The 26204-nt window shown below is 70.6% G+C and carries 28 protein-coding genes; 16 read left to right on the forward strand and 12 right to left on the reverse strand.

Features of this window, described 5'->3' with window-relative positions; translation table 11 throughout:
• Window positions 1-70 precede the first annotated feature (70 nt).
• Window positions 71-1393, forward strand: coding sequence for a GH1 family beta-glucosidase (locus VA596_RS10260; protein WP_323325414.1), 1323 nt, complete (start codon window positions 71-73; stop codon window positions 1391-1393).
• Entirely contained in the window at window positions 1386-2654 is a 1269-nt protein-coding gene (locus tag VA596_RS10265; RefSeq protein WP_323325415.1) for an MFS transporter, read from the forward strand. The genes VA596_RS10260 and VA596_RS10265 overlap by 8 nt, the downstream gene beginning before the upstream one ends.
• Window positions 2655-2990: 336 nt before the next feature.
• On the opposite strand, the gene VA596_RS10270 is transcribed toward VA596_RS10265, so the two are convergent.
• On the reverse strand, window positions 2991-3413 hold the full coding sequence (locus tag VA596_RS10270) for a hypothetical protein (protein WP_323325417.1): 423 nt from the start codon (window positions 3411-3413) through the stop codon (window positions 2991-2993).
• Between the two features lie 13 nt (window positions 3414-3426).
• Window positions 3427-3762 (reverse strand): hypothetical protein, encoded by a 336-nt coding sequence (locus VA596_RS10275; RefSeq protein ID WP_323325419.1) that lies wholly within the window; start codon window positions 3760-3762, stop codon window positions 3427-3429.
• 316 nt (window positions 3763-4078) lie between these two features.
• Here VA596_RS10275 and VA596_RS10280 point away from each other — a divergent pair, with 316 nt between their 5' ends.
• Window positions 4079-5464, forward strand: coding sequence for a helix-turn-helix transcriptional regulator (locus tag VA596_RS10280; RefSeq protein WP_323325420.1), 1386 nt, complete (start codon window positions 4079-4081; stop codon window positions 5462-5464).
• Between the two features lie 13 nt (window positions 5465-5477).
• Window positions 5478-6365: a phosphotransferase family protein gene (locus tag VA596_RS10285; RefSeq protein ID WP_323325422.1), complete on the forward strand. Its 888-nt coding sequence runs from the start codon at window positions 5478-5480 to the stop codon at window positions 6363-6365.
• A gap of 212 nt (window positions 6366-6577) precedes the next feature.
• Here VA596_RS10285 and VA596_RS10290 read toward each other — a convergent pair whose 3' ends face one another.
• The 4 genes from VA596_RS10290 to VA596_RS10305 form a co-directional block, all read right to left on the reverse strand.
• Window positions 6578-7609, reverse strand: coding sequence for a copper resistance D family protein (locus tag VA596_RS10290; RefSeq protein ID WP_323325423.1), 1032 nt, complete (start codon window positions 7607-7609; stop codon window positions 6578-6580).
• 4 nt (window positions 7610-7613) lie between these two features.
• A complete protein-coding gene (locus VA596_RS10295) occupies window positions 7614-8189 on the reverse strand; it encodes a copper resistance CopC family protein (protein ID WP_323325425.1) in 576 nt (191 codons plus the stop codon).
• Window positions 8190-8951, reverse strand: a complete 762-nt coding sequence (locus VA596_RS10300; protein WP_323325426.1) for a YcnI family copper-binding membrane protein — start codon at window positions 8949-8951, stop codon at window positions 8190-8192.
• Between the two features lie 75 nt (window positions 8952-9026).
• Complete coding sequence (locus VA596_RS10305; RefSeq protein ID WP_323325762.1) at window positions 9027-9521, reverse strand: hypothetical protein; 495 nt, start codon at window positions 9519-9521, stop codon at window positions 9027-9029.
• Window positions 9522-9827: 306 nt separating this feature from the next.
• Here VA596_RS10305 and VA596_RS10310 point away from each other — a divergent pair, with 306 nt between their 5' ends.
• From VA596_RS10310 to VA596_RS10325, 4 genes are read left to right on the forward strand one after another with little or no spacing between them, the layout of a single operon-like run.
• Window positions 9828-10475: an ABC transporter permease gene (locus VA596_RS10310; RefSeq protein ID WP_247059756.1), complete on the forward strand. Its 648-nt coding sequence runs from the start codon at window positions 9828-9830 to the stop codon at window positions 10473-10475.
• Window positions 10462-11649 (forward strand): ABC transporter ATP-binding protein, encoded by a 1188-nt coding sequence (locus tag VA596_RS10315; protein ID WP_323325428.1) that lies wholly within the window; start codon window positions 10462-10464, stop codon window positions 11647-11649. The genes VA596_RS10310 and VA596_RS10315 overlap by 14 nt, the downstream gene beginning before the upstream one ends.
• On the forward strand, window positions 11646-12425 hold the full coding sequence (locus VA596_RS10320) for an ABC transporter permease (protein WP_323325429.1): 780 nt from the start codon (window positions 11646-11648) through the stop codon (window positions 12423-12425). The genes VA596_RS10315 and VA596_RS10320 overlap by 4 nt, the downstream gene beginning before the upstream one ends.
• Window positions 12422-13390 (forward strand): glycine betaine ABC transporter substrate-binding protein, encoded by a 969-nt coding sequence (locus VA596_RS10325; protein ID WP_323325431.1) that lies wholly within the window; start codon window positions 12422-12424, stop codon window positions 13388-13390. Before VA596_RS10320 ends, VA596_RS10325 begins: the two co-directional genes overlap by 4 nt.
• A gap of 55 nt (window positions 13391-13445) precedes the next feature.
• Here the strand turns inward: VA596_RS10325 and VA596_RS10330 are convergent, their stop codons facing one another.
• Entirely contained in the window at window positions 13446-13898 is a 453-nt protein-coding gene (locus VA596_RS10330) for a winged helix-turn-helix transcriptional regulator (RefSeq protein ID WP_323325433.1), read from the reverse strand.
• Between the two features lie 89 nt (window positions 13899-13987).
• Between VA596_RS10330 and VA596_RS10335 the strand changes: the two genes are divergently transcribed.
• Both VA596_RS10335 and VA596_RS10340 read left to right on the forward strand, forming a co-directional pair.
• Window positions 13988-14581, forward strand: coding sequence for a dihydrofolate reductase family protein (locus VA596_RS10335; protein WP_323325764.1), 594 nt, complete (start codon window positions 13988-13990; stop codon window positions 14579-14581).
• Window positions 14582-14595: 14 nt separating this feature from the next.
• Window positions 14596-14979, forward strand: coding sequence for a PPOX class F420-dependent oxidoreductase (locus VA596_RS10340; RefSeq protein WP_323325435.1), 384 nt, complete (start codon window positions 14596-14598; stop codon window positions 14977-14979).
• A gap of 3 nt (window positions 14980-14982) precedes the next feature.
• On the opposite strand, the gene VA596_RS10345 is transcribed toward VA596_RS10340, so the two are convergent.
• Window positions 14983-15444 carry a DUF6474 family protein gene (locus VA596_RS10345; protein WP_323325437.1) on the reverse strand — a complete coding sequence of 154 codons (462 nt, stop codon included), beginning with the start codon at window positions 15442-15444 and terminating at the stop codon, window positions 14983-14985.
• Between the two features lie 89 nt (window positions 15445-15533).
• Here VA596_RS10345 and VA596_RS10350 point away from each other — a divergent pair, with 89 nt between their 5' ends.
• From VA596_RS10350 to VA596_RS10360, 3 genes are all read left to right on the forward strand, one after another.
• A complete protein-coding gene (locus VA596_RS10350) occupies window positions 15534-17180 on the forward strand; it encodes a TM0106 family RecB-like putative nuclease (RefSeq protein WP_323325439.1) in 1647 nt (548 codons plus the stop codon).
• A gap of 82 nt (window positions 17181-17262) precedes the next feature.
• Window positions 17263-17898, forward strand: coding sequence for a PadR family transcriptional regulator (locus VA596_RS10355; protein ID WP_323325440.1), 636 nt, complete (start codon window positions 17263-17265; stop codon window positions 17896-17898).
• A 134-nt stretch (window positions 17899-18032) separates the two neighbouring features.
• A complete protein-coding gene (locus tag VA596_RS10360; protein ID WP_323325442.1) occupies window positions 18033-18692 on the forward strand; it encodes a class I SAM-dependent methyltransferase in 660 nt (219 codons plus the stop codon).
• Between the two features lie 72 nt (window positions 18693-18764).
• Here VA596_RS10360 and VA596_RS10365 read toward each other — a convergent pair whose 3' ends face one another.
• Window positions 18765-19523, reverse strand: coding sequence for an SDR family NAD(P)-dependent oxidoreductase (locus VA596_RS10365; RefSeq protein WP_323325443.1), 759 nt, complete (start codon window positions 19521-19523; stop codon window positions 18765-18767).
• Between the two features lie 140 nt (window positions 19524-19663).
• Here VA596_RS10365 and VA596_RS10370 point away from each other — a divergent pair, with 140 nt between their 5' ends.
• The 3 genes from VA596_RS10370 to VA596_RS10380 all read left to right on the forward strand — a co-directional run bounded on the left by VA596_RS10370 (window position 19664) and on the right by VA596_RS10380 (window position 23279).
• Window positions 19664-20968 carry a UDP-glucose dehydrogenase family protein gene (locus VA596_RS10370; RefSeq protein WP_323325445.1) on the forward strand — a complete coding sequence of 435 codons (1305 nt, stop codon included), beginning with the start codon at window positions 19664-19666 and terminating at the stop codon, window positions 20966-20968.
• A gap of 100 nt (window positions 20969-21068) precedes the next feature.
• Window positions 21069-21485 carry a VOC family protein gene (locus VA596_RS10375; RefSeq protein WP_323325446.1) on the forward strand — a complete coding sequence of 139 codons (417 nt, stop codon included), beginning with the start codon at window positions 21069-21071 and terminating at the stop codon, window positions 21483-21485.
• Between the two features lie 27 nt (window positions 21486-21512).
• On the forward strand, window positions 21513-23279 hold the full coding sequence (locus VA596_RS10380; RefSeq protein WP_323325448.1) for a gamma-glutamyltransferase family protein: 1767 nt from the start codon (window positions 21513-21515) through the stop codon (window positions 23277-23279).
• On the opposite strand, the gene VA596_RS10385 is transcribed toward VA596_RS10380, so the two are convergent.
• From VA596_RS10385 to VA596_RS10395, 3 genes are read right to left on the reverse strand one after another with little or no spacing between them, the layout of a single operon-like run.
• Window positions 23276-24151 (reverse strand): VOC family protein, encoded by an 876-nt coding sequence (locus VA596_RS10385; RefSeq protein ID WP_323325450.1) that lies wholly within the window; start codon window positions 24149-24151, stop codon window positions 23276-23278. The genes VA596_RS10380 and VA596_RS10385 overlap by 4 nt on opposite strands.
• Window positions 24144-24677 (reverse strand): RNA polymerase sigma factor, encoded by a 534-nt coding sequence (locus VA596_RS10390; RefSeq protein WP_323325452.1) that lies wholly within the window; start codon window positions 24675-24677, stop codon window positions 24144-24146. Before VA596_RS10390 ends, VA596_RS10385 begins: the two co-directional genes overlap by 8 nt.
• Before the next feature lie 54 nt (window positions 24678-24731).
• Entirely contained in the window at window positions 24732-26162 is a 1431-nt protein-coding gene (locus tag VA596_RS10395) for an MFS transporter (RefSeq protein WP_323325454.1), read from the reverse strand.
• Window positions 26163-26204 lie beyond the last annotated feature (42 nt).

The raw sequence follows: 26204 nt of genomic DNA on the forward strand, positions 1-26204 counted from the left end.
TGAAGACCTAGTATATGAGAACTTTTCATGTTCACCCATGCGGGTGGCCTGACGAAGGGGTCAGCAGCCGGTGCAGAACCCGAACTTCCCGCCCGACTTCCTTTGGGGTGTTTCGACCTCGGCGTTCCAGATCGAAGGCGCCACCACCGAAGGTGGGCGCGGACCGTCCATCTGGGACACGTTCACCGCGACCGAAGGCAAGATCGCCCGCGGTGAAGAAGCCAAAGTAGCCGCCGACCACTACCACCGCTACCCCGAAGACATCGCGCTGATGGCGGAGCTCGGCGTCGGCGCCTACCGGATGTCCATCGCTTGGCCCCGCATCCAGCCCGACGGGAAGGGCGCGCCCAACCCCGAGGGCCTCGGGTTCTACGACAAGCTCATCGACGCCGTGTGCGCGGCCGGCATCGCACCCGCCGTCACGCTCTACCACTGGGACACCCCGCAAGCCGTCGAAGACGAGGGCGGCTGGCTCACCCGCGGTACCGCTGAGCGCTTCGCCGAGTACGCCCACATTCTCGGTGAACGTTTCGCCGATCGGGTGAAGCTGTGGATTCCGCTGAACGAGCCCATGGTCATGTCGATCTTCGGTTACGCGATCGGCGAGTACGCACCCGGACAGACCCTCCTGCTCGACGCCGTTCCGACCGCGCACCACCAGAACCTCGCGCACGGCCTGGCCGTCCAGGCGCTGCGCGCGGCCGGTGCCACGAACATCGGCACGGCCAACAACCACTCGCCGATCTGGCCCGTCGCCGACAGTGTGGAGGACGACGCGGCCGCCGAGTGGCTCGACGCGCTGCTCAATCGGCTTTACGCGGATCCCGTCCTGCTCGGCACCTACCCCGAACAGCTCCACGAGCACCTTCCCGCCGGGTTCGCCGACGACCTGCCCACCATCGCCCAGCCGCTCGACTTCTACGGCGTCAACTACTACGAACCGCAGGGGGTCGCGGCGCCCAGCCCGGGCAACCCGCTGCCGTTCGACCTGCGCCCGATCGAGGGTTACCCGATGACGACCAACGACTCGCCGATCGTCCCGCACGCGCTGCGCGAGCTGCTGCTGGACTTCCACCGGCGCTACCGCGACAAGCTGCCGCCGATCCAGATCACCGAGAACGGCTGCAGTTTCGCCGACGTCGTCGCCGAGGACGGCGCCGTGCACGACCCCGAGCGGATCGACTTCCTGCACAGCCACCTCGTCGCGCTGCGCGAGGCGATGGACGCCGGGGTCGATGTCCGGGGGTACTTCTGCTGGTCCCTGATGGACAATTTCGAATGGTCCAAGGGCTACGCGCCGCGCTTCGGCCTGGTGCACGTCGACTACGAGACCCTCCGGCGCACGCCGAAGGACTCGTTCCACTGGTACCGGAAGCTGGTGCGGGATGAGTAGTGAGACGACCGAGGTCACGGCCCTGCCGGAAGCCCTCGCCGAGCCGGTCGTGCGGGTGCGGCCCGGCTGGATGACCCTGCTGTTCTTCGCGAACATCGCGCTCTGGCTGGGGATCTACGCGCCGATCCAGGTGCTGCTGCCGCAGCAGGCCGAGATGCTCGACCAGGTCAACAAGGAGTTCGTGCTCGGCATCGTGATGGGGGCCGGCGCGGTCGTGGCGCTGGTCGTCAACCCGGCGGTCGGGCTGCTGTCGGACCGGACGTGCTCCCGGTTCGGCCGCCGCCACCCGTGGACGGTCGTCGGTGCGATCGTCGCCGCGATCGGGCTGCTGGTGTTGGCCTTCGCGCCGAACGTCGGACTGCTGATCACCGGCTGGTGCCTGGTGCAGGCCGGGCTCAACGGCATGCTCGCCACCCTGATGTCGGCCATCGCCGACCGCGTCCCGGTCGGGCAGCGCGCGCAGGTCGGCGGGCTCGTCGGCATCGCGCAGATGCTCGGCACGGTGCTCGGCGCGGTGGTGGTCGTCGTGATGCTCGGCATCGCCGGGCTGCCGCTGGCCTACGCGGTCTGCGCGGGGATCGTGCTGGTCGGAGCCGCTTTCTTCGTGCTCCGGACGCCGGACGCGCGGCTGCCGGTCGAGCACCGCCCGTCGTCGGCGGCCGGTGAGGTGCTGCGCAACCTCTGGGTCTCGCCGCGGCGGCACCCGGACTTCGCGTGGGCCTGGTCGTGCCACTTCATGATCAACCTCGGCAACGCGTTCGGCACGCTCTACCTGCTGTTCTTCCTCAAGGACGCGGTGCACTACGCGGACCCCGACACGGGCCTGTTGATCATGATGGGGCTGTACGGCGTCGCGCTCGTCATCGGCGCGGTGCTCGCCGGGCACTTCTCCGACAAGTCCGGACGGCGTAAGCCGTACGTCCTTGCGGCCTCCGGTGTGATGGCGTTGGCCGCTTTGCTGCTGGTGATCTGGCAGAGCTGGCCGGTCGCGCTCGCCGCGTCGCCGCTGCTGGGCGTCGGTTTCGGTGCGTACATGGCCGTCGCGCTCGCGATGCTGACGCAGGTGCTGCCGACGGCGCAGGACCGCGCGAAGGACCTGGGCGTCATCAACATCGCGAATTCGCTGCCGCAGGTGGTGGCCCCGCTGCTGACGCCGCTCGTGCTCGCGTACCTCGGCGGCTATTCGGGACTCTTCGCCGCTTCGGCCGTCGCGACGCTGCTGGCCGCGGTGCTGGTCCTGCGGGTGAAGGCGGTCCGGTAGGCACCTGGACGTGGAACCGCGGGCCGGTGCCGGTCGGGGGAGGGGAGTGCAACGGCACCGGCCCGCGGAATTCGGGGCCGCACGTACGGGGCGGGACGCGCAGCGGACCAACGAGGTGATCACGCTGTGCTTGATGATCAATCTAGCGGGCGATTACCGCCCGGGCTAGGGCTAACGCGTATTTTTTTCGATTAATCGCGGAGACGCCCAGGGGGTGGGCCGAGGACTGGTTCGCGCTGCTCGGGGGTGCGGGCGAAACAGTCCTCGGCCGGGGCGAGAGCCGGCGCGGGTCCGATGGGGCGATCGGTCGGCCGCGGCTCGCCGGACTGGGGTGGATCAGGCCGTGACCGCGCGACGCGGGTTCACCAGGGCGTGGCGCCCGGTGGTCTCGGCCGGGCTGGGGGCGGGGACCGGACGACCCTGCGTCGGCACCGGGCTCGTGCGCCGGCCCTGCAGCCCGCGGGCCGCCGGAGCCTGCTGCGGGGCGAGCCCGCCGGCCACGAGGTGCTCGTGCGCGACCTGCCAGACCGAGCACGGCGCCTTGCAGCGGTGCCACCGGGTCGAGCAGGTGGGGCAGTCGCCGCGCTCGTCGGGCTCGTGCATCTTCAGCATCGCGCGCCACGCCTCCGTCAAGCGGGGGAGTTCCGAGCGCGCGACCGAGACGAGCGACTGGGCGTCGGCGCGGTTCGCCAGGTCGGTCAGCATGTCGAGGCGCTCCCAGACCGCATTGCGGAGGACCTGCCCGAGTACCTGATCCATGATCAGCTCACCGTTACCTTTCCGCCATCTTGGCGGCTTCGTTGAGCGCGGCGCGCAGCTGTCCGAGCTGGCCGGACGTCAACCGCGCGGTCTCGCCGGGGGGCGAGACCAGTACCACCTGGTTGTCCTCGACGAAGACCGTCACCGCGCGTTCGCGCTCGATGAGGTCTCCGCACTGCACCCGCCACACGAGCTGTCCGCCTTCGTAGTGGCGGACGGCCGCGGTGCGGGGGTCCACCGCGGCGGCGGGGGTGACCGGACGGACGGCGGAGATGGGAGAGACCACCGGCCGCACGGCGCGAGTGGCCGTACCGGCATGTCCCCCTGCGAACGAGTCCACGAACTCCACGCCCTTCTCCGCTCTGTCGTCCTCTTCGAACTGCCTTCTGCAACATCGCTTCGTCACAGCACTGCGGTTTTCGTAGCTCTCCGTGATCGCTACCGGTGTTCGGGCGGTGACGGAGATCTGACAACTACAGTGAGGTGAAACCGGGTGCGATAGAAGGTCGAAATGGCGTCATAGCGGTGACCGGACTCGGTTCCACGGTAAGCGGTCAACGGACTTCGCCCGGACCGATCAGGGCGTCGTTCGCTCGGTTCACATGGTTCGACAGCTTTGCTTACGCTGTTTCACAGACGCCCGACCGGACAGTGGAGGGGGCGCGATGGACGCCAGTAACGGTGGCGGTGCCGAAGCCCGGCAGAGCCACGCCGTTCCCGCTGACGCGTGGGAGCAGCCCGAGATGAGAGCTGCTCTCGCCAGCCGCGAGATCAGCGCCGTCTACCGGCTCCTTCGCAAGCACGGTGTCTCGCAGCGCCAGATCGCCGCGATGACCGGCCAGTCCCAGTCCGAGGTGTCGGAGATCCTCAAGGGTCGCCAGGTCATGGCCTACGACGTCCTCACGCGGATCGCCGACGGCCTGGGTGTCCAACGTGGATACATGGGCCTCGCCTACGACGAGGCCACGGCGATACGCGTCGTCGGCTCCGCCGACGGCCAGCAGGCTGAGGAGGACGAGTCCGTGAAGCGACGGAGGTTCCTCGCGCACGCCGCCCAGGTCACGATGGGTGCGGCGGTGTTCGGTCCGGAATCGGGCACGTGGTCGGCGGGACCGGCGCGGACGCCGGCGCCCGGGCGCATCGGCATGACCGACGTGCGCCAGGTGGAGGCCGCGACGCGCGCCCTGCGCGCCCTGGACTACCAGTACGGCGGCGGGTTCTGCCGCGACGCCGTCGTGGCGCAGCTGTCCTGGGGACAGCAGATGCTCGAGTCCAACGGCACCGACGTGGTGAAGAACCGGCTGTACGTCGCGCTCGCCGACCTGCACTCGCTGGCCGGCTGGACGTCGTTCGACACCGGGCTGATGGACTCCGCCCGCGGCCACTTCGCGAACGCGCTGGACCTGGCCAAGCAGGGCGACAACCACCCGCTGGTCGCCAACGTGCTGTACCGCATGGGCCGCGTCTACCTGCACCAGGACGCCCCCAACGATGCGCTGAAGCTGTTCCAGCTGGGCCAGATCGCGGCCCAGGAATCGGGCTCCGAGCTGGCGGTCTCCGTGCTCTGCGCGAACGAGGCCTGGGCCTACGCGATGATGGGCAACGAGGAGCAGGCGGTGAAGCTGCTCGGCCGGAGCAAGGACGAGTTCGAGCGCGCCAACCTGGCCGAGGCCGAGTCCTGGGTGAAGTTCTTCACCGAGACCGACGTCTACGCCATGGTCGGCACCGTCCACACCGTCCTCGCGCAGAAGAACGCCGAGCACACCAAGTTCGCGATCCCGGCGCTGACCAGGGCCGTCGACTCCTACGACGACGAGATGGCCCGCTCCAAGACCTTCATGCTGAGCGCGCTGGCCACGAACCACCTGCTGGACGGCGATCTCGACCACGGGTCCAAGGTGGGTGGCAAGGCCATCGACTGCGCCGAGGGCATCAAGTCCGAGCGCGTCAAGGACCGGATGCGGCCCCTCCAGGAGGAGGCCGAGCGCCGCCGCAACAACGCCGACGCCCGTGACCTCGCCGACCGCCTCCACGCTTTCTACGCCGCGTAACGCCGTAACCGTCTTGGACGGACGGTTCACCCCCGGGAAGCTGCGTGGCGTGCTGGCCGAGACCTGCGCGCTGCTCGACCTCGACCCGGCAGGCGCGCGGTTGCTGCGCTTCACCAACAACGCGGTGTACGCGCTGGTCACGGCCCCGGTCGTGGTCCGGATCGTCGGCTCGACCCGGCTCCGGCACCGCGTCGGGACCGTGGTTCGCGTCGCCCGCCACTTCGAGGAGCACGGCGTCCCGGCGATCCGGCTGCTCGGCGGCGTGGAGCAGCCGATGGCGGTCGGCGAGCACCTCGTGACCGTCTGGCACCAGGTACCGACCATCGGCCGTCCGGCGACGACCGCCGACCTGGCCCGGCTGCTGCGCCAGGTGCACGCGCTCCCCGCGCCGGACGGCCTGGCCGAGTGGGCACCGTTCGCCGCGGTGCGGGCCCGGGTGTCCGACGCCGAGGAGATCAGCGCCGAGGACCGCGCGTTCCTCCTGGAGCGCTGCGCCGAGCTCGAGGCCGCACTGTCCGAACTGGAGTTCCCGCTGCCCCGGGGGCTGGTCCACGGCGACGCGTACCCCGGCAACGTCATCCCCGGCCCGGACGGCCCGGTGCTCTGCGACTTCGACTCCTCGTGCGTCGGCCCGCCGGAATGGGACCTGACGCCGCTCGCCGTCGGCCGTGAGCGGTTCGGGGACCCGCCGGTGCAGTACCGGAGGTTCGCCGCGGCGTACGGCTTCGACGTGACGTCCTGGCCCGGTTTCGCGGTGCTCCGGGGGATCCGTGAACTGAAGCTGACGACCAGCGTGCTGCCGATCCTGCGCAGCCGGCCCCAGGTGCGGCCGGAGCTGTTCCGCCGTCTGGACGACCTCCGGAACGGCCGAACGGACGCTCGGTGGACGCGTTACCGCTGAGCCGGAACTGTCACTTCGTGTGACCGGCGCCACAATCTGCACGTGCATTCGACCCCTGCAAAAGACCGTTCGCCGCTTCAGGAATGGGGCCTGCTCTGGGTAGAAAGTTCTGCCCGACCGGTCACCTCCAATGGATGCCCGGTCATTCCAATGCGCAAGTTGCAGCTACACGCCGTGACTCCACACCCGGTTCTACCTGCGTGGACGGGCGATCAGGAGGCGACGACCGGCGCCCGCGTCAGCACGACGGCGAATCCGAACGCCAATCCCATGACGGTCAGTTCGAGCGTCGCCCACGACGCGAGCGCCGTGCGGTTGTGCCGGACGATCTGCGGCATCAGCCGCCAGCGGAGGTTCGCGCCGAGCAGTGCGATGGCGCCGGTGCAGACGAGCTTGAGGATGAGCAGCTGCCCGTACGGCGTGGTGAAGATCGCCGCCCAGAAGCTGATGGTCGGGTTCAGCGAGATCTCGATCAGGCCGTTGAACAGCCCGGTCGCCGCGGAGATGACCAGGCAGAGCGTCGCGAGCTTCGAGAACCGGGGCATCGCGTGCGCGAGCAGCGTCCGGTTCGCCACCAGGAGCACGGTCATCGCGCCGAGGCCGCCGGTCCAGGCGACGGCGCTCATGACGTGCAGCTCCATCGAGATCATCGTGTAGTCGTGGTAGCTCCAGTTCGACGCGTGGCCGGTGACCGGCAGCGGCAGGAGCGCGAACAGCCCGAGCCCGACGCGGACCTCGGCCGGGACCTTTTCGCCGAACCGCAGGGCGAGCGCGCCGATCCCGGCGTGCGCCAGCGACAGCGCGGCGACGATGACGAGCGCCTTCCCGGCGCCGACGTTCGCGATGTAGTCGCCGATGTCGGCCGCCGAGAGCGTCGACGAACCCGGCTTGTACTCCGCGGTCTGCAGGACCAGCGCGACGACCGACGTCGTGGCCCAGACGAGCGCGGCCGCGACGCCGGCCGGGCGGGCCAGCCGCATGATCGGCTCGGTGAGCTTCGGCCGGTCGTAGCCGACCAGGACCGAGAGCAGGGACAGGCCGATCGTGGTGACCGCGGCCAGGTCGAGCAGGACCCGGACGATCGGGATGCCGGCCGAGACCACCGCGGCGGGCTGCACCACACCGGGGACCGGGGTGGTGGCGGTGAGCGCGACGCCGATGAGGGCGCCGAGCAGCCCCGCCGTCACGACGCAGAGCAGCGTCGCGTAGCGGGGCTTCGTGGTGGTGGTCTCGGCCTGCGTCATCGGCTTACTTCTTTTCCTCGACCGGCTTGGCTTCCGCGCCTTCCGACGAGCCGCCCGCGCGCAGGGCGACGGTCAGCCCGATCGCCAGCAGGACGACCGCACCGGCGATCCACACCCAGATCGGCACCCCGGTCGAGGACGACTGCGACGTCGCCTGCGCGGTGGAGCCGCCAGGTGACTTCGCCGCGTCCACGGTCGCCGGCGTGCCGGAGCCCGCGGTGGTGAGGGTGAAGCTGAGCTCACCCGTCACGGGGTGGCCGTCGGCGGAGAGCACCCGGTAGCCGATGGTGTACTTCCCGGCCGGTCCGAGCGGCCGCAGCGGCGCGCTGATGACGTTGTCGACCACGCTGATCGGCCCCTCGGCCCACTGGCCGCCGCCGGGTCCGGTCACCGCGATCTGGTTGACGTCCGCGCCCTGCACGTACTGGTCGAACGTCAAGCTGACCTTCTGCGGCCCGGCCGCGACGGACGAGCCGTTCGCCGGGTCGGCCGAGATCAGCACGTTGTGCGCGAGCGCCGGGGTGGCCGTGCCGAGCACGGCCACCACCGTCAACGCCAGCGCGACGAGCGCCTTTCGCATTTAGCTGGCGCCTCCAGACTTCGCCGTGGCCTTGCGGGCGCGGATGGTCGCGCCGGCACCGACGCCGACGCCGATCGCGCCGACGAGCAGCCCGGCACCGCCGAGCCAGCGCGCCGTGCTGTCCGACGTCGCCGCCGCGGCCTCGGTGTGCTCGCCGGTGGTCGCCGCCGTGTTGGCACCCATGGCGGCGTGGTCGTCGCCCTCCGCGGCCTTCGCGGCCAGCTTGACGACCGGCGCCGGGTGCTCCGGCTCCTCGCCACCCGCCGGGGTCGCCTGGTTCCAGTCGACGACCTTGCCGTCACTGTAGGTCTGGTGGGCCGGGAACTCGACCTCGTCCACGTTCGACGGCAGCGGGCCGAAGCTGACCTCGAACTCCTGGTAGTCCGTCGACTTGAGCTCGCTGCCCGCCGCCGCGGTCCACGTCACCGCGGTGACGGCCTCGGTGATCTGCGTGCCGTTGTCCTTGGTGATCGGCGTCGGCAGCTTCGACTTGGTCACCTGCGCGGTCCAGCCGGGGACCGGCTTGGTCCGCACGCTGCCGATGCCGTAGTCGGCCTTGAAGTCGACGGCGACCTTGGTCGTCATGGTCGTCGGCTCTTCACTCGGCACGCGGAACACGATCGCCGCGTAGCCGCCCTTGGTGGGCTGGGCGCCGTAGACGTTGGCCGTGACGTGCGCGGAGGCGACGCCGGTGCCGAGGAGGCCGGCGACACCGATGGTGGCGGCGAGGAAACCGGCGCGCTTGAAGACGTGCTGGGACATGGGTTCACTCCTGATGAACTCAAAAAGGGGACGGCGCGGTTCGGGGACCGGGCCGTGAAGGGGGAAAAGTGCAGGTCAGGAGTGGACGGGCGGGCCGCGCCGCCCGCGGATCCGGCGCAGGTCGACGCCGACGAGGTGGCTCGGCGCCGCGGTGCGGGCCGGGACGAGGGAGGCGGGCGCGACCGGCACGGGCAGCGGGCTGAGCAGCCGCGGCAGGATCGCGCGCAACGCGGCGAGCAGGGAGAGCAGCGTCTCGTCCGCGCGGGAGAGCAGGAGCGCGGTGAGCACGGTCGCGACGGCGTGCGCGGTGACCATGCCCAGGCTTTCGGTGCCCGGCATGGCGTACATGTCGTGGTGCCCGGCGAGCGTCGTGAGCAGCAGGTGCATCACCAGCTGGGCGGCACCCAGAAGCGTGATCGTGGCGACCGGGCCGCGCGCCTTGCGGGCCAGCGCGGTCGCCGTCCAGCCGAACAGCGCGCTGAGCAGCACGGTCATCGCCGGGTCCGGCAGCCCGCCGTCGGCGAGCTGGTGCGCGGTGACGGTGAGCGCTCCCGCGCTCACGCCGAGCAACCCCCCGCGAGTAGCACCCAGCACGGCGGGACGCCGTCCTGGAGTGCTCATGCCGAGCAGCCTAAGTGACGCCCCGACGGGTGATCCGGTGATCCCGTCAACTGAGCACACACGAAGTTCACGGTTCCCTGACGGGATCGGTTCAGCCTTTTTGTTGCCGATCACGCTCGGATACGGAACGGTGTCGGAATCAATGAGGCCGGGAACGGGGGTTTGGCTTCGGCGCACGGTGGGTACTGAGCCGTCGGTCAGGAGCTAGCCCGTTCGGGTGAAGCCTCACGGACGCGGGCGGGAGTGCGGACACGGATGAATCTCTTCGAGTACATCTCGGACCGGGCGAGCAAGTTGTGGCTGGAGGCCTATCTGCACACCAGCCTGGTGGTGCAGTGCACGATCCTGGCGGCGGTGCTCGGCGTGCTGATCGGGGTGGCGGTCTACCGCAGCCCGATCGGTTCGGCGCTCGCCACCGCGCTGGCCAGCACGATCCTGACGGTGCCGTCGTTCGCCCTCCTGGGGCTGCTGATCCCGATCTCCGGGCTCGGTCCGACGACCGCCGTCATCGCGCTGGTGCTCTACGGCCTCCTGCCGATCGTCCGGAACACCATCGTGGGGCTCGACGGCGTCGACCCGGCGATCACGGACGCCGCGCGCGGCATCGGGATGAGCCGCTTCGGCGTGCTCACCCGCGTCGAGCTGCGGCTGGCCTGGCCGGCGATCCTCACCGGGATGCGGGTCTCCACGCAGATGCTGATGGGTATCGCGGTGATCTCCGCCTACGCGAAGGGCCCCGGCCTCGGCGCCGAGGTCTTCTCCGGTCTCACTAACGCGGGGAGCACGAACTCCCTGAACCAAGCCGTCACCGGCACGGTCGGGGTGGTCATCCTCGCCCTGATCCTCGACGGCGTCTACGTCCTGATCAAGCGCTTCACCATCTCGAGGGGTGTCCGTGGCTGAGAACGCTGTGACAGAGGAAAACGGAGTCTCCGGCGTCGAGATCGAACTGGAGCACGTCACCAAGAAGTACGCCGGCACCCGCGAAGCGGCCGTCGAGGACTTCTCGATGGTCGTGCCCGCCGGGAAGATCGTCGTCTTCGTCGGTCCGTCCGGCTGCGGCAAGACCACCACGATGCGGATGATCAACCGGCTGATCGAGCCGACGTCCGGCCGGATCACCATCGGCGGCGACGACGCGCTCAAGCTGGACGTCGACACCCTGCGCCGCCGGATCGGCTACGCGATCCAGCAGGCCGGGCTGTTCCCGCACTTCACCGTGGCGCAGAACATCGGGGTGGTGCCGGGCCTGCTCGGCTGGGACAAGAAGAAGGTCGGCGACCGGGTCGAGGAGATGATGGACCTGGTCGGCCTCGACCCGTCGGACTTCCGCGACCGCTTCCCGCGGCAGCTCTCCGGTGGCCAGCAGCAGCGGGTCGGCGTCGCCCGCGCGCTGGCCGCGGACCCGCCGGTGCTGCTGATGGACGAGCCGTTCGGCGCGGTCGACCCGATCACCCGCGGCAACCTGCAGGACGAGCTCCTGCGGCTGCAGACGGAGCTGAAGAAGACCATCGTCTTCGTCACGCACGACTTCGACGAGGCCGTGAAGCTCGGAGACAAGATCGCCGTGCTGGGCAACCAGTCGTCGATCCTGCAGTACGACACCCCCGAAGCGATCCTGGCGAACCCGGCCAACGACACGGTCGCCGGCTTCGTCGGCGCCGGCGCGTCCCTGAAGCAGCTGACCCTGCTGCGGGTCCGCGACGTCGAACTCCAGCAGGACGCGCTGACCGCGACGGTCGACGACGACCCGGCCGAGGTCCGCAAGAAGCTCGAAGACCAGCGCAAGCACTTCGCTCTGGTCCTCGACCAGCGCAAGCGGCCGATCCGCTGGGCGCACGCGCGCGAGCTGACGGCGGGGTCGTCGCTGGCGACCGCCGGCCGGCCGCTGCGCGACATCGTCAGCCTGCAGTCCACGCTGCAGGACGCGCTCGAGGCGATGCTCGCCGAGGGCGGTTCGGTGCCGGTGACCGGCGCGCGCGGCGAGTACGCGGGCACCATCCAGCTGGACACCGTGATCGCGACCATCCAGCAGCTGCGCGAAGAGCACACGAACGGTGAGGAGGTGTCCGCATGACGGCTGCCGTCGATACCGGCTTTTCCACCGAATCCGGCTCCAAGCGCGCGGAACGCGTCCGGCTGTTCGCACAGCCCGCGGTCGTCCTGCTGATCGTCGCCGTGACGCTGATCTGGGTGTTCTCCAGCGGCCTGAACGCGACCGAGAAGGAGACGCTCAACGCGACGTCGCTGTTCACGGCCCTGGGTGACCACGTGCTGATGACCCTGGTGGTGACCGCGATCGTCGTTCTGGTCGCGGTGCCGCTCGGGGTGATCGTGACGCGGCCGTGGGCGCGCTTCCTCGCGCCGATCTTCCTGGCGATCGCGAACATCGGCCAGGCCGCGCCCGCGCTCGGCGTGCTGGTGCTGTGGTTCATCGTCACCGGCGCGACCGGCGGGCTGTGGGTGGCGGCGCTGCCGCTGGCCTTCTACTCGCTGCTGCCGGTGCTGCGGAACACGATGGTCGGCATCCAGCAGGTCGACGAGTCGCTGATCGACGCGGGCCGCGGCATCGGGATGTCGGCGACCGCGGTGCTGTTCCGCGTCGAGCTGCCGCTGGCCGTCCCGCTGATCCTGGCCGGTCTCCGCACCTCCCTGGTGCTGGCGGTCGGCACCGCGACATTCGGCATGTTCGTCAACGCCGGCGGGTTCGGGCTGCTCATCGACACCGGGTACAAGCTGAACCTGACCTCGGTGCTGGTCACCGGTTCGGTGCTGGCCGTGGCGCTCGCGCTGCTGGTCGACTGGCTCGGCGCGGTCGCCGAACAGTTCTTCGGACCGAAGGGGCTGCGATGAAACTCCGGCGTTTTACGGCGGTCCTCGGCGCGGCGGTGCTGGGCGCGTCGCTCTCGGCGTGCGGGCTGACCGTCAACCAGGCGGTGCCCTACGACATCCAGCCGGGCACGATCCAGCCGATCCCGTCGCTGCAGGGGCTGAAGGTCACGGTGGGGTCGAAGGACTTCACCGAGAACATCATCCTGGCGTACATGGCCGAGATGGCCCTGACCGCGTCCGGCGCGGACGTCGTCGACCTGTCGGACATCAAGGGGTCCAACTCGTCGCGGCAGGCGCTGCTGTCCGGGCAGACGGACGTCACGTGGGAGTACACCGGCACGGGCTGGATCAACTACCAGGGCAACGAGCTCCCGGTGCCCGGCGGTGAGAAGGCCCAGTACGACGCCACGGCCAAGGCGGACGAAGAGAAGTTCGGCGTCAGCTGGCTGAACTACTCGCCGCTCAACGACCAGTACGCCTTCGCCGTCACCGAGGCGTACGGCGCGAAGAACAACCTGAAGACGACGTCGGACCTCGCGGCGTTCCTCAAGCAGAAGCCGGACCAGAACGTGTTCTGCCTGGAGACGGAGTTCACCAGCCGCCAGGACGGGTTCCCGGCCGCGGTGAAGGCCTACGGCTTCCAGAGCCCGAAGATCGAGAACTTCGGCATCGGCACGATCTACTCGGCGGTCGCGGGCGGCACGTGCCCGGTCGGCGAGGTGTTCACCACCGACGGCCGGATCTCCGGGCTGAACCTGCGGGTGCTCGAGGACGACAAGAAGGCGTTCCCGCAGTACAACGCGGTCGCGACGCTGCGCACGGACTTCCTCAAGGCGCACCCGGACATCCGCGGTCCGCTGGAGAAGATCAGCGCGGCGATCGACAACGAGCAGATGGTCCAGCTCTGCAAGCAGGTCGACGTCGACGGCCAGGACGCGGGCAAGGTGGCCCACGACTGGATGGTCAAGAAGGGCTTCGTGAAGTAACCCTCCACCACGGGAAACGGCCGGGCGGCGCACGCTGCCCGGCCGTTTCGCCGTCTCAGGCGGCCGCGCCGGGACCGGGCAGCGGGTCGACGTCGCGGGCGTGCATCGGCTCGCCGCAGTGGGTGCACCGCACGCCGGCCGCGCTGATCTCGCCGCACGCGTGGTGCCGGTAGACCACCGGCGGCCCGTCCTCGCCGGCGAGCCACTTGTCACCCCAGCCGGCCATCACCATGAGCAGGTCGACGAGGTCGGTGCCCCGCTCGGTCAGGACGTACTCGTAGCGCGGCCGCTGGTCGTAGGGCCGCCGCTCGAGCACGTCGTGCTCGACGAGGTGGTTGAGCCGCTCGGTCAGGACCTTGCGCGAGATGCCGAGGTCCGCCTGGAGTTGCTCGAACCGGGTGAAGCCGACCCAGACGTCCCGCAGGATCAGCGGTGACCAGGGCTCTCCGATGACGTCGAGCGTGCGCGCGATCGAGCACGCCATCCCGCCGAAGTTCGTGCGCTGCATGACCCCAGTCTACGCCTTGGGGTTCCCTTAGGGAACTCTGACTGCTACGGTTCTGGAGTCTCTTGAAGGAACTCTGGGAGGATGACGAGATGGGCAAGGTCTTCGGCGCTCACGCGGTGTCGGTCGACGGGTACATCACCGGCACCGGGCCGCGCCCCGGTCACGGGCTCGGCGACGGCGGGATGCTCTTCGACTGGTACTTCGGCGGGGACACGCCCAGCGCGGTGTTCGACGGCTTCAAGCTGAGCGAGCCCAGTGCCCGGGTCTTCGACGCCGCCGCCGGGCGCGTGGGCGCGATCGTCGCGGGCCGGAACACCTACGAGGACTCCGAGCACTTCGGCGGCGGCAGCCCGCACCCGAGCGCCCCGCTCGTCCTGCTCAGCCACCGCCCGGCGCCCGAACTGACCGCCCGGCAGACCCTCGTCACCACCGGCGTCGAGGACGCGATCGCGGCAGCCCGCGAACTCGCGGGCACCAAGGACGTCGGCCTGATGGGCGGCGGTGTCCTGACCGAAGCGCTCAAAGCGGGTCTGGTCGACGAAGTCGTCCTGCACCAGGTGCCGATCCTGCTCGGCGGCGGCCGTCCGTTCTTCCAGGCGCTGCCCGCGCACGTGGGGTTGCGCCTCCTGGAAGTTGTCCCGGCGCCCGGCGTCACCCATCTTCACTACGCAGTCGAAAACTGAAGGAGCCCAGCACCATGATCAACGACGACGTCCGCGAAATCCTCGCCGGCACCCCGATCGCCCACCTCGCCACCGTGCTGCCCGACGGCGGCCCGCACGCCGTCCCGCTCTGGATCGGCACCCACGGCGACCACATCGCCGTCTTCACCGGCCCGGACTCCCGCAAGGCGCGCAACCTGCGCCACGACCCGCGGGTCGCCATCTCCCTGACGCCCGCGGACAACCCGTTCCAGCCGGTGATCCTGCGCGGCAGGGTCGTCGAATGGGTCGACGGCGACGCCGGCTGGGCCATCATCGACGAGATCTCGAAGAAGTACACCGGCGGCCCGTACCCGCGCGAGCAGGAGCGGCAGGTCGCGCTGATCGAGCCCGAGAGCCAGCAGGTCGGGATGCGCTGAGGGCTAGATGCCGAGGCGGTGCAGCAGCTGGCCCTCCAACCGTTCCAGCTCGCCGGCCACCGCGCGGTGCGCCGCCTTGCGGCGCGCCGCCGGCATCCGCTCGGCCGCGCGGACCGTGGCCGACAGCTGTTCCAGCGTCCCGAGCGAGTCCTTCGCGAACTCGACGTCCGCGGGGGTGGCCTTTTCGGACTTCTGCAGATCCCGGCAGCCCTCGGCGATGCCCGCGATCCGGGCGTGCAGGGCCGCGCCGCGGCCGGTGTAGTTGCCGAGCTGGTCGACCGCGACGCCGAGCTTGCGAGCCTGGTAGCGGTCGTACACCTCCCGGGCGGCGCCCGCCGCGCGCACGGCGTACGGCGCGACTACGGGGATCACGACCGGCCCGAGCACCTTGGCCACCGCGACCGCGTTCTTCGCCTTCTTGGGGGTGAATCGGCCTTCACCCTCGACCTTGGCCTTGCGCGCCATGGCACCTCCTGCGACGTGTCGAGGTCGAACTTACTGGTCTTGCCCGTGGCGGGCATGGCGGCTCGGCGGTGGCCTCTAGAGTGATCTCCATGAAGGGCGAGGTGGTACTCGACGCGGGCGCGGTCAGCCGCTGCCGCCGGCGTGTCCACCTCGAACACGATCCCTCGATGCGTGAGGTCCCGCTGCCCCCGCCGGATCCGACGGCCCAGCAGCGGATCGCCGACGCCACCGCCCATCGCGAGGACATCGTGCAGCGGCTGATGGCCGCGTCCGGCGGTCCCGAGCAGTGGGTGAAGATCGACCGCGACCTTTCGGCGGGCGAGCGCGTCGAACGCACCGAGCAGGCCTTCGCCGCCGGGGCGCGCTACATCTGGGGCGCGCTGCTGCCGGTCGACCCGGCCGGGCACCGGCGTGGCGGCATCGACCTGCTCGTCCGCACCGAACGCGGGTACACCCCGGTGCTCGTGGTGCGCCACCGCATCACCGACCGCGGCACCGGCGCGATCGTCACGGAGATGACCGACCTCGACCCGGCCCACCGCGCGTCCGACGGCAGCCGCAAGGTGCGCTCGCAGCCGCGGGACCAGCTCCGGCTCGTGCACATCCGCCGGATGCTGCAGACGCTCGGGCAGGCCGACGAAAGCCTCGTCCTCGGCGGCGTGATCGGCCTCGACGCCGACGTCGTCGTCTGGCACGACCTCACCGCGGGCACCTGGCCGAACGGGCGCAGCGCGATCACCGAGTACCAGGCCCGGTTCGCCGACCGGCTCGCCATCGCCAACGCCGCCGCGAACGGCGAACAGCCGCTGGCCGAGCCGTCGCGGGTGCTGGAGTGCCGTCGCTGCCCGTGGTGGCCGACGTGCGAGGCGCTGCTGACCGAGACCCGGGACGTCAGCCTCGTGGTGCGCGGCGAGGACGCGATGGAGCTGCGCCGGGCCGGCGTGTCCACTGTGGACAACCTGGCCGCGCTCGACCCGGCGGGCGAAGCGCCGGTGATCAACTGGACCGGCGTGACGTTCCCGGACGCCGTGGTGCTCGCCCGCGCCTGGCTGGCCGGCCTCACGCTCGTCCGCCGCGTCGACCGGGTCGACGTGCCCCGCGGCGACGTCGAGGTCGACGTCGACATGGAGAGCTTCGGCGACGCCGGCGCGTACCTCTGGGGCTGCCTGCTCACCGGCGCCGACATCGGCCTCGAGCCGGGCTACCGCGCGTTCGCGACGTGGGACCCGCTGCCGACCGGTGACGAAGCCCGCTCGTTCGCCGAGTTCTGGGCCTGGCTGACCGACGTCCGCGAGCGCACCGAAGCGGCGGGGCTGACGTTCCGCGCCTACTGCTACAACGCGCTCGCCGAGAACCGCTGGCTCTTCGGCTCGGTCGAGCGCTTCGGCGACCACCCGGGCATTCCTGCGAAGAAGGAAGTCCAGTCCTTTGTGGACTCCGAGGAGTGGGTCGACCTCTTCCGCAGCGTCACCGACCAGTTCCTGTGCTCCCAGGGCAAGGGCCTGAAGGTGATCGCGCCGGCCGCCGGGTTCTCCTGGCGCGACCCGGAGGCGGGCGGCGAGGCGTCGATGCGCTGGTACCGCGACGCCGTCGGCATGGACGGCGAGGTGCCGGACGACGGCCAGCGCGAGCGGCTCCTGCGCTACAACGAGGACGACGTCCTCGCGACCCGGGCCCTGCGCGAGTGGATCAGCGAGCGCGCCCAGGCCGAGATCCCGTTCATGTTCGACATCTGATTATTTCGTCGACTAAGACACTTGCCTGCTGGCACGTCTTGCGTATACTCGTCCACGAGTATTCGTTGACGAGGAAGGCAGCATGAAGCGGCGGAAGGTCGGCAACATGCTCGGGCTGGCCGTGCTGTCCGTCGTGCTCGAACGCCCGATGCACCCGTACGAGATGGCGGCCGTGCTGAAGCACCGCGGCAAGGAAGCCGATATGCCGATCAAGTGGGGCTCGCTCTACACGGTCGTCGCGAACCTGGAGAAACACGGCTTCCTCGAGACCGTCGAGAGCGTCAAGGACGGCGGGCGGCCCGAGCGGACCGTCTACGGCCTCACCGACGCCGGGCGCGCGGAGTTCGAGGACTGGGTCCGCGAGCTCGTCGGCACGGTCGAGCAGGAGCCCCCGCGGTTCCAGTCCGGCCTGTCGATGCTGGGCGTGCTCGGCCCGGACCAGACGATCAGCCTGCTGCGGCAGCGGATCACGCAGCTCGACGACCACGTCGAGGCACAGCGGGCGACGCTCGAGCAGCTGCGCCCGATGATGCCCCGGCTGTTCCTGGTCGAGGTCGAGTACAACCTGGCCATGACGCTCGCCGAGGTGGACTGGACGCGGGCCTTCCTGGCCGACCTGACCGGCGGCGCCCTGCCCGGCATCGACGCCTGGCGGCGCTTCTACGAGACCGGCGAACTTCCCGCTGACCTGGGGGAGCTCGTGGAGAAAGAGGAATAGCACGGACCCCGGGAGGTGCTGGCACACCGCCCGGGGTCCTCGACCCCGAACCGAGCACGCCCGGCCACGAGGTGGCACCGGCAAGGATAACCGGGCGGCTCTCCGGTTCGGCTGAACCCGAAGAGGAGAGATCCATGGAGACGACCCGCAAGCACAAAGTGCCCGAGATGGAGGGCTTCCAGGCCCGCTGGTACGCGAAGAACCGGGGGACCGACGCCCAGCTGAAGCAGTACCGGCGGCAGGCGGCCGAGGTCACGGCCGGGCTGGCGGCCGGCGCCGAGATCCTGGAGGTGGCGCCCGGCCCCGGCTTCTTCGCCGTCGAACTGGCGAAGCTCGGCTACCGCGTCACCGGCCTCGACATCAGCCACACGATGGTCGAGATCGCGCTCGAGGAGGCCGCGCGCGCCGGGATGGCCGTCGACTTCCGGCAGGGGGACGTCACGACGGCGCCGTTCGCCGACGAGTCGTTCGACCTGCTGGTCTGCCAGGCCGCGTTCAAGAACTTCCGGCAGCCGGTGACGGCGTTGAACGAGATGCGCCGGGTGCTGCGGCCGGGCGGGTTCGCGGTGATCCACGACCTCAACCACGAGGCCACCGCCGCGGACATCAACCGTGAGGTCGACGGCATGAACGTGGGCGCGATCAGCGGCTTCACCGTGCGCCAGACGCTCGGCTGGCTGCGGCGCCGCGCGTTCACCCCGGCGCAGTTCGAGGCGCTGGCCGCGGAGAGCGAGTTCGGCGGCTGTTCCGTCACCCAAGCAGGAGTTGGCCTGGAGGTCCGTCTCACCCGCTGACCAAAGCGGCACTTTCACGTGAAAGTGCCCACCTGGGGGCGGCACTTTCACGTGAAAGTGCCGCCCTTGGGGTCAGCGCGGGGCCATGCGGAGCGAGCCGTCCATGCGGACGACCTCGCCGTTCAGGTAGTCGTGGTCGATCAGCGACAGCGCGAGCTGCGCGTACTCGTCCGGGCGCGCGAGGCGCTTCGGGAACGGGACGCCGGCGGCGAGCGACGCGCGGAAGTCGTCGCTGACCGTGGCGAGCATCGGGGTGTCGACGATGCCGGGTGCGATGGTCAGCACGCGGATGCCGTGCGAGGCCAGGTCGCGGGCCGCGGGCAGCGTCATGCCGACGATCCCGCCCTTGGACGACGAGTAGGCGACCTGCCCGATCTGGCCGTCGAAGGCGGCGATGGACGCGGTGTTCACGATGACCCCGCGGGCGCCCTCGTCGAGCGGCTCGGTCTGCGCGATCGCCTCGGCGGCGATCGTCAGCACGTTGAACGAGCCGATCAGGTTGATCTGGACGACCTTCGCGTAGAGCGCGAGGTCGTGGCGGCCCTTCTTGGACAGGATCCGCGCGGACGGCCCGATGCCGGCGCAGTTCACCACGGTCCGCAGCGGCACACCCGACCCGGCCGCGGTCGCGACGGCGGCCTCGACCTGCTCGACGTCGGTGACGTCGGCCTCGACGTAGGTGATGCCGTCGACCTGCTCGGCCTTCTCGATCGACGGCGCCAGGTCGAGCGCGAACACCCGCGCGCCCTTGGCCGCGAGGGCCTTCGCCGTCGCCCCGCCGAGGCCGGACGCGCCCCCGGTGACGAGTGCGGCCGTGTCCGTGATCTGCATGTATGCGGTCCCTTCGTCCTTCGATTCGCCCAAGGTTAACGCTCGTTCGCATCGGCGGGGTTCGTGTCTTCGCTCACCGCTCCCGAGGGCGACCGGTTCCGTTAGCGCGGTGGTCAACTCCGGCTGTCACCTTCAGCAGCATGACGCCTGCTCGGATCGTGGTGGTGGGAACGGGTTACGTCGGACTGACCACGGGCGCTTGCCTGGCCAGTCTCGGTCATTACGTCACCTGCGTGGACGTCGACCGCGCGAAGGTGTCGAGACTGCGGGCCGGGCGCGTGGACATCCTCGAACCGGGGCTGGCGGATCTGGTCGGCCGCGGTGTCGCGGCCGGGCGCCTCCAGTTCGTCGTCGGCGCCCGGGACGCGGTCCGCGACGCGGCCGCTGTGTTCCTTTGTGTGCCGACGCCGATGGGGGCCGGCGGCTCCGCGGACCTGCGCGCGGTCGAGGCGGTGGCCGCCGAGATCGGCGACGTCCTGCCCGCCGGCTGCGCGCTCGTCACCAAGTCGACCGTGCCGGTCGGCACGTCGAAGCGGATCGAGGAGATGCTCGGCCGCACCGACGTCCCGGTGGTGTCGAACCCCGAATTCCTGCGCGAGGGCACCGCGGTCGCCGATTTCCTGGGTCCGGACCGGATCGTCGTCGGCTCGGACGACCTCGCGGCCGCGCGCTGGGTCGGCGAGCTGTACGCGGACCTCGCGGCCCCGGTCGTCGTCTCCGACGCGGCGAGCGCGGAGCTCGTGAAGTACGCCGCGAACTGCTACCTCGCGCTCAAGCTGTCCTACGTCAACTCGATCGCCGAGCTGTGCGAACGGCTGGGTGCGGACATCAACCTCGTCACCGAAGGCATGGGCTACGACCGGCGGATCGGGCGGACGTTCCTCAAGCCCGGCCCGGGCTGGGGCGGCTCGTGCCTGCCGAAGGACACGAGCGCGCTGGTCAAGGTCGCGGAGTCGGTGAACTACGACTTCAAGATGCTGACCTCGGCCATCGACGAGAACATCGCCCAGCGCGACCGGATCGTCGCGAAGATCGCCGGCGCGGTCGGCGGCACGCTGGCCGGCGCCCGGATCGGCGTCCTGGGCCTGGCCTTCAAGGCGGGCACGAACGACCTGCGCGACTCGCCCGCGCTCGCCGTGTCCTCGGTGCTGTGCGCGCTCGGCGCCGAGCTGGTCGCCTACGACCCGGCGGTCGACAGCGAGCTGCCCGGGATGACCGTGGTCGACGACGCCTACCAGGTCGCGAAGGACGCCGACGTGGTCGTCGTGCTGACCGAATGGGACGAGTTCAAGCGCCTCGACTGGACCGCGATGGCCGAGCTGATGGACGGCATCGACGTCGTCGACACGCGGAACCTGCTGGACCCGCGGGTGATCGTCGAGGCCGGGCTGTCCTGGCAGGGTGTCGGGCGGCCGCGGGCGGCGGCGCGAATCAAGGTCGCCTGAGGGCGTCTCGCTGGTTAAGATCGTCGGCACGGCATCGCGTGTCGGTCACCGGCTGGGTGAGGCATGGAGGTGGCGGGAGTGCCCCGGAGGCATTTCAACCGTGTCAGTATCCGTTTCCGTTGAACTGAACCATCTGATCGTCCCGTCCCGGAACAACCGGGAATCCGCCGAATTCCTGGCGAACCTGCTCGGCCTCGAGGTCGGGGAGGAATGGGGCCCGTTCGTCCCGGTCGAGGTCCGCAACGGCGTCCGCCTGGACTTCGCGACCATCCCCGAGCAGGACCTTCGCCTGCAGCACTACTGTTTCCTGGTTCCCGAGGACGATTTCGACGCCCTCTTCGCGCGGCTCGTCGAAACCGGCGTGACCTACCACTCCGATCCGCAGGGGAAGCAGGTCGGCGAAATCAACCACAACCACGGCGGCCGTGGCGTCTACTTCCTCGATCCCGGCGGCAACGGGATGGAGATCATCACGCAGCCGTACGAGCCGGAGCGGCGTCGTCCGTCCTCTTGGTAATTCGTTAGCAGTGCGTACTATCGGGGCATGTTCACGACTAGGCCCGAGCTGGCCGGCACCTTCGGGATGGTGGCATCGACCCACTGGCTGGCTTCGGCCACCGGCATGGCGGTGCTGGAAGACGGCGGCAACGCGTTCGACGCGGCGGTCGCCGCCGGGTTCGTCCTGCAGGTCGCCGAGCCGCACCTCTGCGGGCCGGCGGGCCAGGTACCCGGCCTCTTCGTGACAGCGGACGACCCGACCCCGCGGGCGCTGGCCGGTCAAGGCCCGTCGCCCGCGGGGGCCACGCCGTCGCATTTCGCCTCGCTGGGCCTGGACCTGATCCCAGGCAGCGGCCTGCTCCCGGCGACCGTCCCGGGCGCCTGGGACGCCTGGCTCCTCCTGCTGCGTGACTACGGCACGAAGCCGCTTCGCACGGTGCTGTCGTACGCGATCGGCTACGCGCGCAACGGCGTCCCGCTGGTCCCGCGGGTCGGGGACACGATCCGCGCCGTCGAGCGGCTGTTCGTCGAGCACTGGCCGACGTCGGCGCAGCTGTGGCTGCCGGACGGCAAACCGGCGGCCGGCCGGCACCGGAACCCGGCGCTGGCGGACACCTGGGAGCGTTTGCTGCGCGAGGCCGAGGCCGTCTCCGGTCGCGAGGCGCAGATCGACGCGGGCCGTCGTGCCTGGTCACAGGGTTTTGTCGCCGAAGAGATCGACGCGTTCAGCCGTCAGGCGTTCCGCGACGACTCCGGCCGCGACCACGCGGGCCTGCTCACCGGCGACGACCTGGCGTCGTGGTCGGCGTCGTACGAGGACCCGGCGTTCGTGGACGTCGACGACTGGCGCCTGGTGAAGATGGGCGGCTGGACGCAGGGCCCGGCGCTGTTGCAGCAGGCGCTGCTGATGCACGGCTTCCGCGACGAGCTGTCCTTTGTGGACGGCGTGGCGTCCGAGCGCACCGTGCACCTGGCCGTCGAAGCGGCGAAGCTCGCCTTCGCGGACCGCGAGGCCTGGTACGGCGACACGGACGTCCCGCTGGACGTGCTGCTTTCCGCCTCCTACACGGATTCCCGGCGTGCGCTGATCACCGACGAGGCGTCCCCTGCGCTTCGACCCGGGGACGCCCGTGGACCCGCGCGCCTCCCGGCGATCCTGGACTCGCTGCGAGGAGTGAAGGCCGAAGGCGGCGCGACGGGCGAGCCGACGGTCGGCCCCCAGGGCGAGACCCGCGGCGACACGGTCCACCTGGACGTCGTCGACGCGGCGGGCAACCTGGTGTCGCTGACCCCGTCCGGCGGCTGGCTGCAGTCGAGCCCGGCGATCCCGTCGCTGGGCTTCTGCCTGGATTCGCGCGGGCAGATGTTCTGGCTGGAGCAGGGCCTCCCGAACTCCCTGGCCCCGCGCAAGCGCCCGCGCATCACGCTGTCACCGTCCCTGGCCCTGCGCGACGGCGTCCCGGCCCTGGCCTTCGGCACCCCGGGCGGCGACCAGCAGGACCAGTGGCAGCTGTGCTTCTGGCTCGCCCACGTCTACGGCGACCTGAACCTCCAGGAGTCGATCGACGCCCCGGCCTGGCACACGACGGCCTTCCCCAGCTCGTTCTACCCGCGCTCCTGGAACCCGCGCGAGCTGGTGGTGGAGTCCCGTCTCGGAGCGTCCACATTGGACGGCCTGCGCGCCCGCGGCCACGAGCTGGTGGACGCGGGCGACTGGGCCCTGGGCCGCCTGTCGGCGGTCTCTCGTTCGGACGGCCTGCTCCACGCGGCGGCCAACGCCCGCGGCATGCAGGGCTACGCCGCGGGCCGCTAGTTCGGCTGCTGCCAGAGCCAGAACTCGATGCCCTGGTTGTCGGTGCAGTCCGCCGTGAAGCCGTACGGGTGGTCCTCGACCTCGCCCGCCTGGCCGCCCTGCTCACGCACGCGCGCACGGGCGGCGTCGAGGTCGTCGACCGCGAACATCAGCTTCCAGCCGACCTGACGGCCCGGGCCACCCCACAGGCCGCCCGGGCGGCCGTCGCCTTCGATGCCCCAGGCCCCCTCGACCGAACCCGGGGTGAACTGCCAGCCCAGCACCGCGCCGTAGAACGTCTTCGCCGGCTCCGCGTCCGGGACCTGGAACGTGAAGTACATCGACTCGCCCGGCTTCGGCTGTGGCTCGGGCTTCGCCACGGCTTGCGACACCAGCCAGCGCTGGCCGAACGGGTCGCGGAACGAGCCGCCGCGGCCGTACGGCGAGTCGCTCACCGCGCGGATCAGCGTTGCGCCCAGTTCCAGGGCCCGGGTCACGCTGACGTCCGCATCCGGCACCTCGACGCGCACCGACGCGCCACCCTCGTGCGCGACGTGCCCGATCTCGGGGTACTCCTCGGCGAGCATCAGCACGGCGTCGCCGATGGCCAGTTCGGCGTGCCCGATGCGGCCGTCGTCCATCACGATCGGTTCGCCGCGCCGGGTCGCGCCGAAGACGTCGACGTAGAAGTCGAGCGCGGCGCGGGCGTCCGAGACGGCCAGGTAGGGGGCCAGCGAACGCAGTTCGGCGTTCGTCGCCGGTGCTTCGGTGGTGGTCATGTCGGCTCCGTTCAGGATCGCGCGACGCAGGTTGTCGCGCAGTTCGGCGGCGAAGTCCGGGTCGGGGTCGACCCGCTCGGAGGGACGGCGGAGCGCGTCGAACGGCTCAGGCATCGCGACCCTCCTTCTCCTGGTAGGCCCGCCGGAACGCGGCGCGGGCCCGCGTGAGCAGCGCTTCGGTGGCGTGCACGCTGCGACCCAGGTGGCCGGCGACCTCGGGCACCCCGAGGCCGTCGACGTAGCGCAGGGTCAGCGCCGCCTGGTGGTGCGGCCCGAGGGATTCGAGCACCTGTCTCGCGCGCAGGGCGTCGAGCCGTTCGTCCCACGGGTCCACGACGCCCTGGTCACTGGCAGCGGTGTCGGCGACCAGCCGCAACCCGCGTTCCTCACGTTCCCGGCGCCGCCAGTGGTCGGCGAGCTTGTGCCGGGCGACGCCGATCAGCCACCCGGTGCTCACCGGCGGCGCGTACTCCTTGCGACAGGCGGCGACCGCGCCGAGGAACGTCTCGGACGTCAGTTCCTCGGCGAGCGTGCGGTCGCCGCACCGGGACAGCAGGTACCCGTAGACCTCCGGCAGCGCGGTCTCGTAGAGCCCGAGCAGCGCGAAGGCCGGGTCCGGTCGTACCCGAGGTTCCGTCACACCCTCATCGTCGCTCGGGAGCGCACTTTTCCGACGGGTGAATTTGCGCCGGTCTCAGACCCGCGGGTCCGGCAGCCGCCGCGCGGTGATCGCGACCACCGCCGCCAGCACCGCCACCAGGCCGATGACCAGCGCGAACGCGTCACGCACGCCCATCGCGCCCGGCACCGACAGCGCGGCGTACAGGCTCCCCAGCACGGCCACGCCCAGCGCCAGCGACGTCTGCTGGGTCGTCGTCATCACGCCGGAGCCCACACCGGCCAGGTCCGTCGGCACGTGGGACAGCACGATCCGGAACAAGGTCGTCATCGCCAGCGCGTTGCCGACACCGATCGCCACCATCGACGGCGCGAGGTCGAGGATGGTCAGGTTCGGCCACTGCGCCAGCGACGTGCACAGCAGCGTCACCATGCCGACCGCCGTGATCAGGCCGCCGGCCGCGACGACCTTCTGGCCGTAGCGCGTCACCAGGCGGCTGCTCAGCATCGACACGACGAAGTACACGACCGCCATCGGCGTCAGCACGGCGCCCGCGCCCAGCGGCCCGAAGTGCAGGCCCTCCTGCAGCGTCATCGCGAACACGAACATGAACGCGCCGAACGCGCCGAAGAACGGGACTCCCACCGTCAGGCCGCGGCGGACACTCGGCAGGCGCATCACCGACGGCGGGAGCAGCGGCGTCCCGCCCCGTCGTTCCATTCGCCGCTCGACATGCACGAACGCCGCCGCGGCGAACGGGGACAGGGCCAGCAGCACGATGGTCCACACCGGCCAGCCCAGCGCGCGGCCCTCCATCAGCGGCACCAGGAACGACAGCAGCGTCACGGCCAGCAGCGCCGTCCCGAGCCGGTCGACGCCCAGCGGGTTGTGCGCGCGGCTCTCCGGCAGGCGGCGCGCCAGCACCAGCACGACCAGGCCGATCGGGACGTTCACCAGGAAGATCGGCCGCCAGCCCGTGCCGAACAGGTTCGCCGCCACCAGCGCGCCGCCGGCGAGCTGGCCGACGACCGTCGAGAGGCCGCCCGTCGCGCCGAACAGCCCCAGCGCGCGGGACCGCTCTTCGCCGGACGTCGTCGCCTGGATGATCGAGAGCACCTGCGGCAGCAGCAGCGCGGACGCCGCTCCCTGCGCCGCGCGGGCGATCACCAGCGTGGTCGCCGTCGGGGCGATCCCGCAGGCCAGGGACGTCAGGGTGAACAGCCAGAGGCCCGCGAAGAACAGCCGCCGCCTGCCGAACGAGTCGCCGAGGCGGCCGCCGACCACCAGCAGCACCGCGTACGCGATGCCGTAGGCGGCGACGACCAGCTCCAGCGTCGCCGTGGACGCGTGGAGGTCGGCGTCGATCGTCGGGAGGGCGACGTTGACGATGAAGAAGTCGATGATCGGGAGTGCCGCCCCCAGCAGCACGGTGACCAGGCCGGCGGGGGTCAGTCCCGGCCGGGAGGGGACGCCGGTGGTGTGCGGCGCGAGTTCGGTCGTGGTCATGAGTACTACGATCGGCCTCGATCCAACCTGGTACCAGTTGTT

It is taken from the genome of Amycolatopsis heterodermiae (assembly GCF_034929455.1).
GTDB lineage: Bacteria > Actinomycetota > Actinomycetes > Mycobacteriales > Pseudonocardiaceae > Amycolatopsis > Amycolatopsis heterodermiae.

Excerpts from the sequence above, each read along its gene's own strand:
- VA596_RS10265 (WP_323325415.1), top strand. The coding sequence starts at position 1,386 with ATGAGTAGTGAGACGACCGAGGTCACGGCCCTGCCGGAAGCCCTCGCC.
- VA596_RS10270 (WP_323325417.1), bottom strand. The coding sequence starts at position 3,413 with ATGGATCAGGTACTCGGGCAGGTCCTCCGCAATGCGGTCTGGGAGCGC.
- VA596_RS10280 (WP_323325420.1), top strand. The coding sequence starts at position 4,079 with ATGGACGCCAGTAACGGTGGCGGTGCCGAAGCCCGGCAGAGCCACGCC.
- VA596_RS10290 (WP_323325423.1), bottom strand. The coding sequence starts at position 7,609 with ATGACGCAGGCCGAGACCACCACCACGAAGCCCCGCTACGCGACGCTG.
- VA596_RS10295 (WP_323325425.1), bottom strand. The coding sequence starts at position 8,189 with ATGCGAAAGGCGCTCGTCGCGCTGGCGTTGACGGTGGTGGCCGTGCTC.
- VA596_RS10300 (WP_323325426.1), bottom strand. The coding sequence starts at position 8,951 with ATGTCCCAGCACGTCTTCAAGCGCGCCGGTTTCCTCGCCGCCACCATC.
- VA596_RS10310 (WP_247059756.1), top strand. The coding sequence starts at position 9,828 with ATGAATCTCTTCGAGTACATCTCGGACCGGGCGAGCAAGTTGTGGCTG.
- VA596_RS10320 (WP_323325429.1), top strand. The coding sequence starts at position 11,646 with ATGACGGCTGCCGTCGATACCGGCTTTTCCACCGAATCCGGCTCCAAG.
- VA596_RS10325 (WP_323325431.1), top strand. The coding sequence starts at position 12,422 with ATGAAACTCCGGCGTTTTACGGCGGTCCTCGGCGCGGCGGTGCTGGGC.
- VA596_RS10330 (WP_323325433.1), bottom strand. The coding sequence starts at position 13,898 with ATGCAGCGCACGAACTTCGGCGGGATGGCGTGCTCGATCGCGCGCACG.
- VA596_RS10335 (WP_323325764.1), top strand. The coding sequence starts at position 13,988 with ATGGGCAAGGTCTTCGGCGCTCACGCGGTGTCGGTCGACGGGTACATC.
- VA596_RS10340 (WP_323325435.1), top strand. The coding sequence starts at position 14,596 with ATGATCAACGACGACGTCCGCGAAATCCTCGCCGGCACCCCGATCGCC.
- VA596_RS10345 (WP_323325437.1), bottom strand. The coding sequence starts at position 15,444 with ATGGCGCGCAAGGCCAAGGTCGAGGGTGAAGGCCGATTCACCCCCAAG.
- VA596_RS10350 (WP_323325439.1), top strand. The coding sequence starts at position 15,534 with ATGAAGGGCGAGGTGGTACTCGACGCGGGCGCGGTCAGCCGCTGCCGC.
- VA596_RS10355 (WP_323325440.1), top strand. The coding sequence starts at position 17,263 with ATGAAGCGGCGGAAGGTCGGCAACATGCTCGGGCTGGCCGTGCTGTCC.
- VA596_RS10360 (WP_323325442.1), top strand. The coding sequence starts at position 18,033 with ATGGAGACGACCCGCAAGCACAAAGTGCCCGAGATGGAGGGCTTCCAG.
- VA596_RS10365 (WP_323325443.1), bottom strand. The coding sequence starts at position 19,523 with ATGCAGATCACGGACACGGCCGCACTCGTCACCGGGGGCGCGTCCGGC.
- VA596_RS10370 (WP_323325445.1), top strand. The coding sequence starts at position 19,664 with ATGACGCCTGCTCGGATCGTGGTGGTGGGAACGGGTTACGTCGGACTG.
- VA596_RS10380 (WP_323325448.1), top strand. The coding sequence starts at position 21,513 with ATGTTCACGACTAGGCCCGAGCTGGCCGGCACCTTCGGGATGGTGGCA.
- VA596_RS10385 (WP_323325450.1), bottom strand. The coding sequence starts at position 24,151 with ATGCCTGAGCCGTTCGACGCGCTCCGCCGTCCCTCCGAGCGGGTCGAC.
- VA596_RS10395 (WP_323325454.1), bottom strand. The coding sequence starts at position 26,162 with ATGACCACGACCGAACTCGCGCCGCACACCACCGGCGTCCCCTCCCGG.